The organism is Corallincola spongiicola (assembly GCF_004284785.1).
In the GTDB taxonomy this organism is placed as follows: Bacteria; Pseudomonadota; Gammaproteobacteria; order Enterobacterales; family Neiellaceae; genus Corallincola; species Corallincola holothuriorum.
In genome coordinates this window covers 768,466-784,778 of the sequence record NZ_SHLY01000002.1, presented here as the reverse complement: position 1 = coordinate 784,778, position 16,313 = coordinate 768,466, and the positions used below count along the sequence as shown (strand labels likewise).

Annotated in this window: 14 protein-coding genes and 3 tRNA genes; 4 read left to right on the top strand and 13 right to left on the bottom strand. The window is 49.7% G+C overall.

Going from position 1 to position 16,313, the window contains the following annotated elements:
• The first annotated feature begins 21 nt into the window (after positions 1–21).
• Together EXY25_RS09155 and EXY25_RS09150 are read left to right on the top strand one after the other, a co-directional pair.
• Positions 22–828 carry a cytochrome C assembly family protein gene (locus EXY25_RS09155; RefSeq protein ID WP_114337325.1) on the top strand — a complete coding sequence of 269 codons (807 nt, stop codon included), beginning with the start codon at positions 22–24 and terminating at the stop codon, positions 826–828.
• 67 nt (positions 829–895) lie between these two features.
• A complete protein-coding gene (locus EXY25_RS09150) occupies positions 896–2,173 on the top strand; it encodes an HlyC/CorC family transporter (RefSeq protein WP_130566506.1) in 1,278 nt (425 codons plus the stop codon).
• Between the two features lie 72 nt (positions 2,174–2,245).
• On the opposite strand, the gene EXY25_RS09145 is transcribed toward EXY25_RS09150, so the two are convergent.
• A complete protein-coding gene (locus tag EXY25_RS09145; protein WP_130566505.1) occupies positions 2,246–2,788 on the bottom strand; it encodes a lipocalin family protein in 543 nt (180 codons plus the stop codon).
• Positions 2,789–2,798: 10 nt separating this feature from the next.
• Positions 2,799–3,407, bottom strand: a complete 609-nt coding sequence (locus EXY25_RS09140) for a transglycosylase SLT domain-containing protein (RefSeq protein WP_425455760.1) — start codon at positions 3,405–3,407, stop codon at positions 2,799–2,801.
• 223 nt (positions 3,408–3,630) lie between these two features.
• Between EXY25_RS09140 and EXY25_RS09135 the strand changes: the two genes are divergently transcribed.
• On the top strand, positions 3,631–4,275 hold the full coding sequence (locus tag EXY25_RS09135; RefSeq protein WP_130566504.1) for a LysE family translocator: 645 nt from the start codon (positions 3,631–3,633) through the stop codon (positions 4,273–4,275).
• A gap of 24 nt (positions 4,276–4,299) precedes the next feature.
• On the opposite strand, the gene gshA is transcribed toward EXY25_RS09135, so the two are convergent.
• The 4 genes from gshA to EXY25_RS09115 form a co-directional block, all read right to left on the bottom strand.
• Complete coding sequence (gene gshA / locus EXY25_RS09130; protein WP_207232133.1) at positions 4,300–5,865, bottom strand: glutamate--cysteine ligase; 1,566 nt, start codon at positions 5,863–5,865, stop codon at positions 4,300–4,302.
• A gap of 101 nt (positions 5,866–5,966) precedes the next feature.
• Positions 5,967–8,840: a M16 family metallopeptidase gene (locus EXY25_RS09125; protein WP_130566503.1), complete on the bottom strand. Its 2,874-nt coding sequence runs from the start codon at positions 8,838–8,840 to the stop codon at positions 5,967–5,969.
• Between the two features lie 138 nt (positions 8,841–8,978).
• Positions 8,979–9,398, bottom strand: a complete 420-nt coding sequence (locus tag EXY25_RS09120; RefSeq protein ID WP_130566502.1) for a YqaA family protein — start codon at positions 9,396–9,398, stop codon at positions 8,979–8,981.
• Positions 9,395–10,354 carry an NADP-dependent oxidoreductase gene (locus tag EXY25_RS09115; protein WP_130566501.1) on the bottom strand — a complete coding sequence of 320 codons (960 nt, stop codon included), beginning with the start codon at positions 10,352–10,354 and terminating at the stop codon, positions 9,395–9,397. The genes EXY25_RS09120 and EXY25_RS09115 overlap by 4 nt, the downstream gene beginning before the upstream one ends.
• A 107-nt stretch (positions 10,355–10,461) precedes the next feature.
• Between EXY25_RS09115 and EXY25_RS09110 the strand changes: the two genes are divergently transcribed.
• A complete protein-coding gene (locus EXY25_RS09110) occupies positions 10,462–11,730 on the top strand; it encodes a dicarboxylate/amino acid:cation symporter (protein ID WP_130566500.1) in 1,269 nt (422 codons plus the stop codon).
• 252 nt (positions 11,731–11,982) lie between these two features.
• On the opposite strand, the gene EXY25_RS09105 is transcribed toward EXY25_RS09110, so the two are convergent.
• From EXY25_RS09105 to csrA, 7 genes are all read right to left on the bottom strand, one after another.
• Positions 11,983–13,113: a sodium ion-translocating decarboxylase subunit beta gene (locus tag EXY25_RS09105; RefSeq protein WP_114337316.1), complete on the bottom strand. Its 1,131-nt coding sequence runs from the start codon at positions 13,111–13,113 to the stop codon at positions 11,983–11,985.
• Positions 13,114–13,125: 12 nt separating this feature from the next.
• A complete protein-coding gene (gene oadA, locus EXY25_RS09100) occupies positions 13,126–14,898 on the bottom strand; it encodes a sodium-extruding oxaloacetate decarboxylase subunit alpha (protein WP_130566499.1) in 1,773 nt (590 codons plus the stop codon).
• A 16-nt stretch (positions 14,899–14,914) separates the two neighbouring features.
• On the bottom strand, positions 14,915–15,157 hold the full coding sequence (locus EXY25_RS09095) for an oxaloacetate decarboxylase subunit gamma (protein WP_114337314.1): 243 nt from the start codon (positions 15,155–15,157) through the stop codon (positions 14,915–14,917).
• A gap of 444 nt (positions 15,158–15,601) precedes the next feature.
• Positions 15,602–15,678, bottom strand: a tRNA-Arg gene (locus tag EXY25_RS09090).
• A 55-nt stretch (positions 15,679–15,733) separates the two neighbouring features.
• A tRNA-Arg gene (locus tag EXY25_RS09085) sits at positions 15,734–15,810 on the bottom strand.
• Between the two features lie 15 nt (positions 15,811–15,825).
• Positions 15,826–15,918, bottom strand: a tRNA-Ser gene (locus tag EXY25_RS09080).
• A 168-nt stretch (positions 15,919–16,086) separates the two neighbouring features.
• Entirely contained in the window at positions 16,087–16,281 is a 195-nt protein-coding gene (gene csrA, locus EXY25_RS09075) for a carbon storage regulator CsrA (protein ID WP_114337313.1), read from the bottom strand.
• Positions 16,282–16,313 lie beyond the last annotated feature (32 nt).

Sequence of the window (16,313 nt, the reverse complement as noted above, 5' to 3'; positions counted from 1 at the left end):
TTAAGGACTTCGAAACCAACTATGCTGTTCTCATCCAGCTTTTTTGCCGTTGCCGCCATCATCCTCTACCTGACACTAGCGGGCTGGTTAGGCGTGCGCATGATGCAAGGACGACTTCCTCACCGTAGCGGGTTGCTGCTCATTGCAGCGATTACACTGATGCTGCATCTGGTCACACTATTTCTGAGTATCCATTCCCAGGATAGTGGACAAAACCTAAGCATAATGAACATTGCATCTCTTGCTTCTTGGGTCATCACGCTACTCATCACCCTGCTCTATATAAAGAAACCGGTACAGATACTGCTGCCTTTCACTTACGCATTCGCAGCACTGATCAATTTGGCGGATATATTCAGTACGCATACCTACCTGGCTCATATCGAAACCCATCCCAGCGTGCTGATACACATATCGCTCTCCTTGCTCGCTTACTCAATACTCACTATTGCGGCGCTGCTGGCTATCTTGTTGTCGGTCATCAACCGTCAGCTGAAGGAGAAAAAACGATTCGCCTTAAATCCTGTGATGCCACCCTTGATGGTCGTTGAAACACAAATCTTTAATCTGATCCTTGCCGGCACTATTTTGCTTTCTGCCGCACTGGCAACCGGTTTGTTTTTCCTCGACAATTTTCTCGGTAGTGGCAAAGCGCACAAAGCGATACTGAGTGCAATTGCGCTAGCGATTTACGTCTCAGTGTTGTGGCAGCATTACCACCAGGGCGTGCGTGGAAGGTGGCTTATCATCGCCACAGTCACTGGCGCAACCTTGCTCACACTGGGGTATTTTGGCAGTCGCCTGATGCGAGAAGTGGTATTGACGTAAAATTTACCACTATTCTTTGTTTTTTCGGATAAGATAGCGACTTAATTGGTAATAAAGGAATCCCTCGTTGGACGAGATTTCGACGAGTGCCCTGTTTATAACACTGGGCATACTCATACTTATCTCCGCGTTTTTCTCCAGTAGCGAAACCGGAATGATGTCGATTAACCCCTATAGGTTAAGGCATCTAGTCAAAAAGAATCATAGCGCGGCGAGACGAGTACATAAGCTGCTCGACCGACCCGACCGACTGATCGGCGTTATTCTGATCGGTAATAACCTGGTTAATATCATGGCGTCGGCGATCGCCACCATCATAGGTATGCGTTTATACGGTGATGCTGGTATTGCCATTGCCACCGGTGTATTGACGCTGATCATACTGCTTTTTGCGGAGGTCACGCCAAAAACCTTAGCCGCCATGTATCCAGAGAAAATTGCTTTCCCCGCTTCTCTGCTACTTAAAGTCCTGCTCAAGCTAATGTATCCGGCAGTCTGGCTGGTAAATGTTGTCAGTAACGCCATGCTCGCCGTGTTCCGAATAAACCCAACTAAGCGCGCCAGTGCCCACCTTAGCTCAGACGAATTAAGGACCGTGGTCCATGAAGCAGGCACAATGATCCCTCGGCGCCACCAAAATATGTTGCTATCTATTTTGGATCTGGAGAAAGTCACGGTTGAAGACATCATGGTGCCACGCAGCGAAATCATTGGCATCGACATCAATGATGATTGGAAAAAAATCGTCAAACAGCTGACCCAAGGCCAGCACACCATGTTGCTGCTTTACCGCGACAGCATTGATGATGCCGTTGGCTTCGTACACGCTCGTGACGCACTGCGCCTGCTATCGAGAAATCAGTTCAACAAGTCAACACTGGCACGAGCAGCAAGAGAACTGTACTTCATTCCTGAAGCCACACCGCTCAATGTTCAGCTACTGAAGTTCCAACGCAATCGCGAACGTATTGGTCTGGTTGTCGATGAATATGGCGATATTCAAGGGCTGGTCACGTTAGAAGATATTCTGGAAGAGATCGTTGGTGATTTCACCACCACCGACGCCCCCTCACCAAGCGAAGAGGTTCATCCACAACAAGATGGTTCTTATGTGGTTGAAGGTGGCGCCAATATCAGGGAAGTAAATAAAGAGATGGGTTGGCACTTTCCAACGGACGGCCCTAAAACCCTTAACGGCTTGATCCTGGAATATATGGAAGAGATCCCGAACGAGGGTATCAGCCTAAGATTGGCGGGCTACCCCATCGAGATCCTCGAGGTTAAAGACAACATGGTGAAGTCCGCTCGCGTGATGCCAAGCCTTTATTCACCGCCAGTACAATAAACCAAGCAAATCGACGCCAATAAAAAAGCCTGATGCATCACATCAGGCTTTTTACTTCAAGCTAACGGTCGCTCATTCAGCACGGTCTGAAGCTGATTGAGTCACCCATATCAACTCATCGGTAGCAAAACCTAACTCCGTGGCCTGATGAACAAATTCCGCTTTCAGCTCATCACTGATCTCTGGGGTACGAGCCAACAACCAAAGATATTCCCGACTATTGCCAGCAACAAAAGCATATTGATAATCAGCTTTATCCAGCTCAAAAATGACATAGGAACCGTAAAAAGGGCCAAAGAAACTGACTTTTAGATAGCCCTCATCGGGCTGAGCAACAAAATACGCCCTGCCCTCGGCTTCACGCCATTCATCATCAGCGGCTTTAAAACCGCGGTTAATAACACGAATGCCACCGTCATCGCGCAACGAGTACTCTGCAGACACCTGACTCATACCGCGCTCAAAAGAGTGATCTAAACGGGCTATCTCATACCATTTGCCAAGGTAACGATCGGTATCCACCCCTTGCACGGGCACAACCCCCTCAGGGATCCCCAAACAGCCCGATAGCAACAGCACAGCGCCCAAAAACCAGGCGAACCTGAGTACTTTCATGGATCTACTCCTAGCCAAAGAACAATCGGTACAACCAGCTACTATCAAGCTCATCCTTACAACTCTTATATTGCGAAGAGTATTTAGAAGCCCTGTTGGCCACTTTTCGTGACGTGGTCATCAACCACTTCTTGCTTTTGTAAGTACCGCGTTTATAGCCCCCCCAACCCTCGTGGTAATTGAGGTACTGCCCATAAGCATCCCACTTAGATATGCCGTTGATCTTATGAGTTTTGGTAATAAACCAGCCCATAAAATCGATGGCATCATAAAAGTCCTCACGATCAGCACCAGAACTACCCGTTTCTCTGATGTAATCACTCCAAGTCGGCGTTTTCGCTTGCGAGTAGCCGTAGGCACTGCTCACCCGTCCCCATGGAATGAAACCAAGCAGATATTTCCGCGGTGGGGCTGCATCATGACGAAATGAGCTTTCCTGATACATCATCGCCATAGGTACTTGGATCGGTACGCCCCACTTATCATTCATATCCGTAGCGGCGTCGTACCAATCACGTTTTTCACGAAATATTTCACACAGGTTTTCAGGGTTGGATGGCGGTGAAGTCGCACAGCCAGACACCAACAACAGCGTAAGTAAGGCTAAGAAAATTCGCATCGGATCCATTTCTGCAGGGATGGTTACCACCAGTGTAACCAAGACGGTGTTGTCATTCGACAGAGCAACCGCAAAATTTTTACCAAATTTAAGGAACTTGCGCGTATTTATCCACTCTCAATCTATGAACGGCGATTGCTTGTTCAAGAACTATCCCTGGGTTTGGAGCTATCACATTAGATAGCTCTTTTTTTTTGCCTCAGATACGTCTAGCATTCCGCCAATGACAACGCACTCGCTTCTGTTATTCAGTGCTGTATCGCTGGGATTAATTATCGTTCCCGGCCCACTGATCTTACTCACCATATCAACTGCACTGCAGTTTAGATTCAACGGTGCCATCTGGTTAACCTTAGGTAGTGTAACGTCTGGGGCAATCAAAGCGGTGCTGGCTATGACAGGCATAGCAGCGTTACTGCAGCTAAATCCCGTACTATTGAGCGGACTACAGGGGGTAGGAGCACTTTACCTGCTCTGGTTAGCTTGGCAGCTCTCTCGCACTACTGATGAAAAGCAAAACCCGACAGCAACGGCTATCAACCACGCGACCAAACGGCAGCTCTACATGCGGGGGCTGTTCTCAGCCTTAGCTAACCCAAAGGGGATCCTGTTCTTCGCCGCACTGTTTCCACAATTCATCGACTCCGAACATGCGCTCTGGTCACAAACTCTAACGCTGATGCTCATTTTCAGCAGTATAGAGATCACCGTGATGCTGCTTTATGCCGCAGCCACCGTTTGGCTAAATCGTAGCATGGGGGTGTTGAATGGAGGAAAGCTAGTGGGGCAAAGGATCACCCCAATGGTGTTACTGCTGTTGAGCATCATGATGTTTTGGGAGCTTTTCGCCCCCATCATGGTGGAGTGATAGCAGCTGGTTAGCTATTTAGGCTCAGGCAAAATAGTCTGCCAAGAACTGTTCAAACTCGACACTAGACTCAGATTCGATCTCTTTTTGTGCCTCGACACTCAGCTGCGCCACCTTGTGCAGTGCATCGTCGCTGTAGAAGTTACTTCCCTGCTGAGCCAATAATTCTGCCTTATGACTCTCTGCGTAGTGCATACCTAAGCAGCCATTATCCATGGACCGCTGCTGCATCTCATTGAGCAGACGTGCGGAAGGAGTGAGATCTGGGTCTTCAACTTTGGCCAACTGCTTTGCCAATGCTGCCTGATAGTCATAACCACCGGCAGCCTTATCCATCACTTCAGCAACCGCACGCATTTCTGACAACAACTGCATTGCTCTGACCTTAAGTCCAACGAGCTGACCAGAAACCTCAACTTGTGCATTAGGATCCCGACCATATAGAACAGTGGTCGTAATATTGCGTGCGGCTTCGCTCAAGCCATCGCAATCCAGCACAGGGCTTTCCTGCAACAAACAATAGACCAGCAGCACATCAAGAAAGCGGATCTCATCTGCACTGACCCCTGTCTGGTGGAAAGGACTGACATCCAATGCCCGCACTTCAATATATTCGATGCCTCCACGCGCCAAGGCTTCACTCGGCTTCTCACCGCTCTCTGCGACACGCTTCGGTCGAATTGGCGCATACAGCTCGTTCTCTATCTGCAATAAATTACTGTTGAGCTGGCGGTACTCACCATCAACTTTGACACCAATTTTTGCAAAGCGGGGTTCTGGCGTATGTAACGCCCGGTCGACACTCGCCAGATAGCCGGTCAATGAGTTGTAATCCACCTGCAAGCGCGCTTGTGCGCGGTTGGTATAACCCAGATCGCTCATTCTCAGTGAGGTAGCATAAGGCAGGTAATACGTTCCCTGCCCCATCTTCTCAAAGGGTAATGCGGAGTTTTTCTGCTGCAAAAAAGAGCCGCAAAGTGCCGGAGAAGCACCAAACAGGTAAGGTACAAGCCAACCAAGACGGCGATAGTTTCGGAGCATCGCCAAATAGCCAGCAGACTGACTTTGTTGTAACGACTCGGCTCCTGCTTGCCATTGATGCCATTGCTGCCAAAAGTGTGCAGGCAAAGAAAAATTGAAATGCACACCGGCAATCACCTGCATCACACTGCCATAACGATGGTGTAGCCCTTTACGATAAAGAGTCTTCATCTTGCCGATATTGGAGTCACCATATTCGGCAATGCGAATATCAGCTTCGCCGCCAACGAAGCATGGCATGCTCAGCGGCCATAGCAGCTCACTTCCCATCTGCTGATAGGCAAAGCGATGGAGATCTGCCAATTGCCCCAGCGTCTCGTCAATGTTGTCACTTACTGGGGTAATAAACTCGACTAAAGACTCGGCAAAGTCAGTGGTCACCAGAGAGTTGGTCAGTGCTGAGCCAAGTCCACTCGGATGACTCTCTTGGGACAACTTGCCATCAGGCGAAATTCGCAGGCTCTCTTTTTCAATACCGTGCTGAATACCCTTGAGTAACTCAGGCTGAGCAGAGAGCAGGGAGATATAGCGAGTCAGTTGAGCAGTCAATTTGAAGTCCTTGCCAGATCAGGCGTTATCGCCGAAGCATAAACCGATAAAGGGCAAGCGTCTATGCTCACCCTTTGCGCTAATGTACTGATAAACCATATTTAAGGCTGCATAGTGACGGTTTCAATAGGCAAGCCTAACGATAACAACTGAGGCAAAACCTTCGCCGCGTCACCAACGATAACGATCTGCATCGTATCAGGTTGCAGCCACTTAGCCGCCAACGCATTCAGCGCAGGCTTATCAATAGTAGCCACAATCTCTCCCTGAGTTTGGGCAAAGCTAGGATCCAACTGATAGTTTAACATCTGACGCAGGAAGCCCGCCTTCTGCGATGGCGTTTCATAGCTCAACGCTTCGCTCTGTGACACAGCTTGACGTAAAAACGCCAGCTCCCCCGCATCGATACCTTGCTCGCTATATATCGCGAGTTCATTAAGGATCTCAGTTAACGCCAACCCTGTCACATCCTCACGCACAGAGGTAGATACTGAAAAACGACCGAGCGTCTTACCACCGCTAAATCCGGAACGGGCACCATAGGTATAGCCCTTCTCTTCCCGCAGGTTCATATTGATACGAGAGTTAAAAGCCCCACCCAACGGAAAGTTCATCAGCCCCGCCTTAAAATAATCCCCCGTGGCATCGTAAGGCATTGCTCGACGAACAACCCGGATCGCCGATTGCGCCGCTTCAGGCAGATCCACGACATAGATAGTCGACTTCTCGTACTGCGGAAAATCCTGGTAATCGGCAAAGCTGAGGGATTCTCCTGCCCATTGTCCTAACCAATCAAGTTTCGGTAGCCACTGTGCTTTACTTAAGCTCCCCACCACCACAAGCTGCGCCGCTTTAGCGCTGTAGTTCTGTTGATAAAACTGCTGCACATCTTGCAGACTGATCCCTTGCACCGAGCTGAATATGCCGCCATCGGGTAAGCCGATCCGCTGCTCGCCATATAGCACTTGCAACTGTGCCCGAGAAGCTAAAGCCCCAGGATCTTTCGCCGACTGCACAAGCGATTGCAAGGTCTGTGCTTTCAAACGCTCAAAGTCAGCAGCATCAAACTTTGGTTGTAATAGGATCTCTTGTAGCAGCAGTAAAGTCTCGTCTAAGTGACGCGCCAAACTAGACACCGCGATCTCGGTGTAACGGCCACTGGCGCGCGCTGAAATGCGGCTACCTAACTTATCTAATGCCAGCGCCATCGCTTCGCCACTGCGCTGCTGTGTCGCTTCGTTAAGCATCGCCGCGGTTAAACTTGCAGTTCCAGCTTTGCCTTCAGGATCGAGTAACGGTCCACCCTCAATGCTCAGCAACAAGGTCACCGTTGGCGTTTCGTCTATTTCACTGCCGATCACAGGAATACCGTTATCCAAGGTAGCTCGCCATGCGTCAGGTACATGAACGACGGGTGAAGGGCCAGCTTCAGGCACCTTATTACGATCGAAAGTTTCAGTCACCGGACGCAGAGCTAACTGCGCCGCTGTCATCTCCTCGGCTTGCGGGATTTGGCGTGCTGCAGGCTTAAAGTTATCTGGCGCCGCTATCAGCGCCAGTTGCCCTTGGGGCACGATACTCATTACAACAGCTGGCTTATCTTTGATGTAGGTGCGATAGACCCGCTCCACATCCGCTTTCGTCACAGCTCGATAACGGGCTAAATCATCAGCGATCTGATCAGGACTGTCAGCAAAGGTCTCGTTAAACGCTAAAGTCGACACCTTGCCAGACACACTTTGCAAACCAAAAATTGTCGAGGCTTCAAACTGCGCTTGTACCTTATCCAAATCATCTTGCGTGACGCCACGCTGCTCAAAGTCATCAATCGCAGCTCGCAACGCCTTCTCCATATCAGCTAAAGAGGGCATTTTTTCTGGATTAGCCAAGGCGTAGAGATTGAAACTACACGCCAGCTCCTGACAAGGGTGACTCACACCGGCCTGCACGGCATAACCGGCTTTCACTAAGTGCTGATAAAACAGTGACTGTTTGCCACCACCCAACACATCAGCAAGCAGATCCAGCGCGGCTTCATCTTCATGACGCCCATAAACGGTAGGGAAGGAGATATATAGCAGCGGTAGATGTACCCTATCTTCCATACTGATATAGCGAGTATCAGGTAACGTCACAAGCGTCTTAGCATCACCATCTACATCGGGGCCTGCTGCAATAGGACCAAAATACTTGGCCACCCACGCCAGCGTCTGCTCCACATCTATATCACCGCCAATCGTTAAGGTGGCATTGTTGGGTCCATACCAGCGCAGGAAAAATGCCTTTAAGTCGTTAACATTCACCCGATCCAGATCTTCTACATAGCCAATGGTTGGCCAGGAGTAAGGGTGATTTTCCGGATATAGTGCCTGGCTCACGCGTTCGTATAACAAGCCATAAGGCGCATTGTCGTAACGCTGAGCGCGCTCGTTTTTCACCGTCGCTCGTTGTACTTCAAATTTCTCCTGGGTCACGGCCTCTAACAAAAAACCCATACGATCGGATTCTAACCAAAGCACCTTCTCCAATTGATTGGCTGGCACAGTTTGGTAGTAGTTAGTGCGATCACTGTTGGTCGTGCCATTCAGGGTTCCCCCCGCTTCCGAAATAATCCGAAAATGCTGTTCGTCAGCAACATGCTTGGAACCTTGGAACATCATATGCTCAAAGAAATGAGCAAAGCCTGACTTACCTAGCTGCTCACGTGCCGAACCGACATGGTAGGTGACATCAACATGAGTAATTGGATCCGAGTGGTCCTGATGCAACAACAGCGTTAACCCGTTCTCCAACTGGTACTTCTGGTACGGTAATACAGGATCGCCATTGTTATCGACGGTAGCACTCACCGCTTCGACAAAATGAATACCTTCTGGCAATACCACGCGATCTTTTGGCTGCTGGCTGCAAGCGGCCAAAACCAACAACGAGAGAAACAGGGATGTAAACAGAGTCACGCGACTAGGTCGAAACATGGAAAGGTCCTGACAAAACAAGTTGCTGTCATTATCCGTAACGAGCGCGTGACCGCAAGGGCTGACAAAACTATTAACAATTTATACGCACCAGTCAGGGTGCAGAGCAGCAAACGCTACAAAAAGTACACTGAGAGTTCACCCCCATGGTGTCGCCAATAGCAAAACCAGCAAATAACGTAGCGCTTTACCGAGCGTGATAAACAACAAGACACCACGCCAATTAAGTCTGAGCCAGCCCGCCAACAAGCACAAACCATCCCCCACCAGAGGTAACCAACTCATCAGCAATATAGGGCTGCCATGCTTTTGTAGCCTGAGGTGCCATCTTAACTGCCATGCGTGTTTGGGCTTCGGCGGTCGCGACCTTGCTACCACTCGCCCCATCCACACCGTGACCACCGCCCCTAAAGTATTGCCCAACGTAGCCACCAGCCACAGACTGACGGTAGGCTCATTCCCCTTTAAGTACAGTCCGACCAAAATCACCTCTGAGCCGCCGGGAAGCAGAGTAGCCGCAGCAAAGCTGGCGATAAACAGCCCCCAGAGCTCAATCATTCTGGTGTTGCAGGGGCTCGGCAGTCCAGTATCACCTTCCCTCTTGTATGGCCTGTTTCAACCTGGCGGTGGGCAAGGTTGGCGTCGGCCAAAGGGAAAGTCGCGGCAACGGCCACCTTAATGACACCATCAGCCAACAAGGTAACCAGTTGCTTCAAACGGGCTGGATCCGGCTGGATCAACATACCTGTGACGTGACAACCTGCCGCATCACCTGCCTCAATAATTGCATCTGCAGTGACCGTAGGTAGCGTCACGACATCTGTACCGCAAAGCAGCTGCTTAACAAGTGATAAACCAACCTCACCACCCACACAGTCGATAACGAGAGAGGCATGTTCTGCTACTAGCGCCTGCCAGCCAGGCTGGCCATAATCGACACAACAGTCGGCCCCTAGCGCAAGTAACCACTCATGGTTTTGCACACGAGAGATAGCGGTCACCTTGGCGCCCTGCTGTTTGGCTAACTGCACCACTAAATGCCCGACACCACCTGCAGCGCCTAGCACAACGACCTCTTCCGCGTCACGAAGATCACCAAATCGAGACAGTGCCTGACTCGCAGTTAGCCCTGCTAATGGCAAGGCGGCAGCCTGACGCAAATCGACATTGTCGGGCAGAACAACCCACTCATCTTGAGGTGCTGAAACATGTTCAGCATAGGCCCCACCCATAAAAGGAAAGCCGATCAGTCCACAAACATGCTGACCAGAGCCTTTGCCATCAGCTGTCAGTAACTCACCGGCCACATCATAACCAGGGCACCAAGGCAACTTGTCGGCGTTTTCCTTCGCCGCCCAGCCTATACCTGCACGTGTTTTGGTATCAATGGGATTAACACCAGCAAACGCCACCCTGACAACGGGTGCTTGAGTCTGCAATGAGATCTCGGTAAGCGTTAAGCATTCCGGTTCACCAAAATCACTGATTTGAACTTGATGGGTATCGACTTCCATTAGCTTCCTTTTTCTCTTCAGGGAAGAGCAATGCCTTAGGGCTTAGGTTCAATTTCAATAACAGGTTAGAATAAACCAGTTATCTACTGAATTCACTTGAGATCACTATGTCCAGTCCTGCGCTCGCTGTCTACCGTTCTATTCCCTTTTGGCAAAAGGTACTCGCAGGGTTTGTGCTGGGTGCGACCGTTGGCTTACTGCTACCAGAGTTTGCAGTACAGCTTAAACCCCTCGGCGATCTATTTATCAACGCCATTCGCATGCTGGTTGTACCGTTAGTCTTTTGCTCTCTGGTCATGGCGGTTACCTCCCTAGGTGACGATAACCGCCTCGGACGAATAGGCATTAAAACCGTTGGCTTATTCTTGTTAACTGCAGTGATCGCCAGCGCACTTGGCCTACTCATTGGCAGTATGATGAACTTCAGTGCCGAGCTATCGCTAACAGCGAGCAGTGTGCGAGAACGGGATATTCCTCCATTTGCGCAGGTACTAGTGGATGTTGTGCCACGGAACCCTATCGCGGCCATGGCCGAAGGCAATATCCTGCAAGTACTGCTCTTTGCAGTATTGGTTGGAGTGGCCATCAATCAGGTAGGTGACAAAGCTGAGCCCGTGAAGCGCTTTTTACATAGTGGTGCAGAAGTGATGTACCAGATCACCCGAATGGTGTTGGCCTTAACCCCCTATGGCGTATTTGGCCTTATCGCCTGGATGCTTGGCAGCTTCGGCCTAGACTCACTATTACCGCTGGCGAAATTCGTTGTTGCCATCTATATCGCCTGCTTGATTCATATCGTGCTGGTTTACGGCACTGCAGTACAACTGTTTGGCGGGATTTCGATCCGCCAATTCTTCAAGGCGGTCTTTCCTGCTCAACTGGTTGCCTACGCCAGCGCCAGCAGTTACGGCACACTCCCTGTCAGTACTCGCTGTGTGACTGAAGGATTAGATGTGTCCCGCCAATATGCCAGCTTTGTGCTGCCCATGGGAGCCACTATCAACATGGATGGCTGTGGTGGTATCTACCCTGCTATTGCAGCGATATTTATCGCTCAAATTTACGGTATACCATTAGGCTGGATCGACTACGGCATCATCATGGCAACAGCCACACTCGCTTCCATCGGCACCGCCGGCGTTCCCGGCACCGCGATGGTGATGCTTACCGTCACCCTAAATGCCGTCGGTCTGCCATTAGAAGGGATCGCCTTTGTCGCCGCAATTGACCGCATCATTGATATGATGCGTACGGCAACCAATGTCACTGGCGATATGATGGTGGCTAGAGTGATTGGTTATCGTGAAGGTTTGCTGGTTACCAATGAGCCCACTACGACGATTAACGAACAATCGGCAACTAATGAAGCTAATTAAGCGACAGGAGGAAAATGGATGGCTCGCTTATTCTTAATCCCGATAATACTATGCCTGCTATGGATTGTTTTTTTACGCGCCAATGACCTTCCCCTTAAGGCGGGCAAGAAAGGATTTATCTATATTGCTACAGGCTCGACAATTCTCTTTCTGTTCCTCACCCTGATGCTTTGGCTGACCAAACCATAAAAAAGCGAGCCTAAAGGCTCGCTTTTTTAACTGCGGCTCATAGCCACCTGGTGAAGCTAGCGCTTATTGAACTAGCGCAAGTAGAACACCAGCCGCAACAGCTGAACCAAGTACACCAGCCACATTTGGCCCCATGGCATGCATCAGCAAGAAGTTATGGGGATTAGCTTGTAAACCAACTTTATTCACCACACGAGCGGCCATAGGGACTGCAGATACACCAGCAGCGCCGATCAATGGGTTGACCTTGCCCCCGGATAAACGGTGCATCAATTTACCCATCAACACGCCTGAAGCCGTACCAATAGAAAACGCCACCGCACCCAGCGCCAAAATACCCAGAGTTTCCACAGTCAGGAACTTATCCGCCGACAATTTCGAGCCCACGGCTAACCCCAGCAAGATCGTAACGATATTAATGATCTCATTCTGTGCGGCCTTAGATAGACGCTCTACCACACCAGACTCGCGCATCAGATTACCGAGACAGAACATACCCACAAGTGGAGTCGCCGCTGGCAAAAATAGGATGGCCATCAACAACACGATCAGTGGGAAGAAGATTTTCTCTTTGCGGCTAACCGGACGCAACTGCTCCATCGCCACATTACGTTCATCTTCCGTCGTCAGGGCTTTCATAATTGGCGGCTGAATAATGGGTACCAACGCCATATAGGAGTATGCAGCAACAGCAATGGCGCCAAGTAGATCAGGCGCTAACCGGCTGGCAACAAAAATAGCCGTTGGACCATCCGCTCCACCAATAATCGAAATAGCTGCAGCATCCGCCAGCGAAAATTCAAATCCTGGCACCATATTGAGAGCAATCGCCCCAAACAAGGTGGCAAAAATACCAAACTGCGCAGCAGCCCCTAGGAACAAGGTCTTAGGGTTAGCAATCAAAGAGCCGAAATCGGTTAACGCACCTACGCCCATAAAAATAAGCAGTGGAAAGATGCCCGTTTTCACACCCACTTCAAAGATGTAATAAAGCAGTCCACCGGGCTCAGTAAAGCCAGCCATCGGAATATTGGCTAGCACACAACCGAAGCCAATAGGCACGAGCAGCAAGGGCTCAAACTTACGAACGATCGCCAGATACAACAACAGACAGCCAACCAACAGCATCACTATTTGGCCCGGCGTAAAATTGGCGAGACCGGTGTCTCGCCATAGGATAGTTAAACCTTCCATTCAGTGTCCCTATTAACCCAGACCAAGTAGCGCATCACCAACGGCAACAGAGTCGCCCTCTTTAACGTTCAGCACGGTCACAGTGCCGCTTTGTGAAGCTCTGACTTCTGTTTCCATCTTCATCGCTTCCAAAATAATCACGACATCGCCTTCGTTGACCTGCTGCCCAACACTAACATTCACTTTGAAAATGTTACCTGCCAATGGCGCGGGCAAAGAAAAAGCACTGCTTGCTGGCGCAGGGGCAGCAGCAGGTGCGCCACCTGCTGCTGGCGCAACACTGGTCAATGCACCGTCAGGCGCAACTTCTACCTGATAAACCTTGCCATCAACACGAACACTGTATGCTTCTGCCTGGCCACTAGCGGCTGCAACAACAGGCGCAGGCTCTGGCTCGGTACCTGGTGCCGGTTCAAATGCATCTGGGTTACCACGATTTTTAAGGAACTTAAGACCGATCTGAGGAAACAGTGCATAGGTCAGCACATCATCAATCTTGTCTGTTGCCAAAGAGATCGCTTCTTTCTGAGCAACATCATCAAGTTCAACGCATAGCTTATCCATCTCAGCATCGATCAAATCTGCTGGACGACAAGTAATGGCTTCGCCACCTTCAAGTACGCGAGCTTGCAGGTCTGCATTAACCGCTGCTGGGGACGCACCATATTCTCCCTTAAGCACACCTGCGGTTTCTTTAGCGATCGACTTGTAGCGCTCACCCGTCAGTACATTTAGTACTGCTTGCGTGCCAACAATCTGAGAAGTTGGAGTAACCAATGGAATAAAGCCAAGATCTTCACGTACACGTGGGATCTCTTTCAATACTTCATCCAACTTGTCTGCAGCACCCTGCTCTTTCAGCTGGCCTTCCATATTCGTCAGCATGCCACCAGGCACTTGCGCTGTAAGAATACGTGCATCAATCCCCTTCAGGCTGCCTTCGAATTTGGCATACTTCTTCCTTACATCACGGAAGTAGCTGGCGATATCTTCCAGCCCTGTAATATCGATGCCGGTATCACGCTCTGTGCCTTCGACAATGGAGACAATGGTTTCCGTGGGGCTGTGGCCATAAGTCATGCTCATAGAAGAGATCGCCGTATCGAGAATATCGATACCAGCATCAATCGCCTTCATATGGGTGGCGACACTCAGTCCTGTAGTCGCATGACAATGCAACGCCAGTGGCAGTTCTAACTCTTCTTTCAAGCGGCCAATCAGTTCTTCAGCCTCGTAAGGCTTCAATAACCCCGCCATATCCTTAATACAGATTGAATGACACCCTAGGTCCTGAAGGCGCTTACCCATATCAAGCCAAGTATCTAACGTATGCACAGGGCTAGTCGTGTAAGAGATGGTACCTTGAGCATGTGCGCCGACCTTCACCGCCGCTTTCACTGCCGTTTGGAAGTTACGAACATCGTTCATCGCATCAAAGATACGGAATACATCCATACCATTGGCATGGGCTCGCTCAACAAACTTCTCTACCACGTCATCAGCGTAATGACGATAACCCAATAGGTTTTGCCCGCGTAATAGCATCTGCTGGCGAGTGTTTGGCATCGCCTTTTTCAACAGACGAAGGCGCTCCCAAGGATCTTCACCAAGGAAACGAATACAGGCATCAAACGTAGCCCCGCCCCATGATTCTATTGACCAATACCCAACCTTATCCAGCTTCTCAGCAATAGGCAGCATATCTTCAATACGCAAACGGGTTGCAAGCAATGATTGGTGGGCGTCACGAAGCACCACATCAGTGATGGCTAGTGGCTTTTTCATACAGGATCGCTCCTTGTTAGTCCTTGGTCGTATTCCGGTATTTGTGCACGGCAGCAGAGATCGCCGCGACAACGTCGGGGCTTACCCCAGTAGTTTGGGGGGGCGGCGTCGCATTCGCAGTCAAAGGTTCAGGCCCACCGGCAAATCGCGCAAGTAACTTCACGCCAACCACGAGTAAGCTTAAGAACAAAAATACGAATATCATGCCAACAGCCATGATACCTGCTGCTTCCAGTAACAGTTCGCTGATACTAGTCATCAGAACTCATCCTGTAATTAATTTTCAGTTTCCTGACGATATTGCCTAGAAGTACCATGACATATTGTAAAAATCAAACAAGATGTGCATAGATAGTCACTTTTACACGCATAAATACCGTTTTCAGGGCAATAGTCACACAAAACTGTAATTTTCTATGCAAAAGCTATCTGACACATTTGACACTATTTCTCGCACCCACGCTAGCCTCATTCGCCATTCAAACGAATGACGCGGATCAAAAGCAAATGGTTAACTTTCGAGCAAGTGATAAAACCGCGGGCAAACGCACATTTGTTCAGGGCAATAGAACATCTACCGCAACAGATAATGCTCATCAGCGAAAGAGTAACTCTAGCCAACAAACTCTTAGGTAGGCATTGCGAGGAAGGTATAAGCCAGATACAAAAATGCCCAACATCTCTGTTGGGCATCTCTGAATAATGGCGCGCTCGGGAGGACTCGAACCTCCAACCGCCTGGTTCGTAGCCAGGTACTCTATCCAGTTGAGCTACGAGCGCGTAATCGGTGCAATTGACATAGTCTAGTACATCAATTTTGAAACTGTTTAGTTAATGGCGCGCTCGGGAGGACTCGAACCTCCAACCGCCTGGTTCGTAGCCAGGTACTCTATCCAGTTGAGCTACGAGCGCGTTACATCAAACTAATGGCGGTGAGGGAGGGATTCGAACCCTCGATGGGGCTACAAACCCCATACTCCCTTAGCAGGGGAGCGCCTTCGGCCACTCGGCCACCTCACCTTTAGTGGCGCTGAATTCTAATGAAACTGGCGCTTATGTCAAACACTTTTTGGGAGCTTTTTGGTACTTCAATCGAGTTTTCACTTATACGTGCAAAAATCGAACATTTTGTTGCCATAAAACGAACAAAGCCGACATGAAGTCGGCTTTGTCTAATCTATTCGCAGGCTAGTAGTTCTGATTACCCTCATCATCACCCTTCTCAGCCTGAATACGCATATAAATCTCTTCGCGATGCACAGAGACCTCTTTCGGCGCATTCACACCGATACGAACCTGATTACCTTTAACACCCAATACCGTCACGGTGACTTCATCACCAATCATCAGGGTCTCACCAACTCGACGAGTTAAAATTAGCATTCGCTTGCTCCTTCATTCCTTAAACTCTGAGT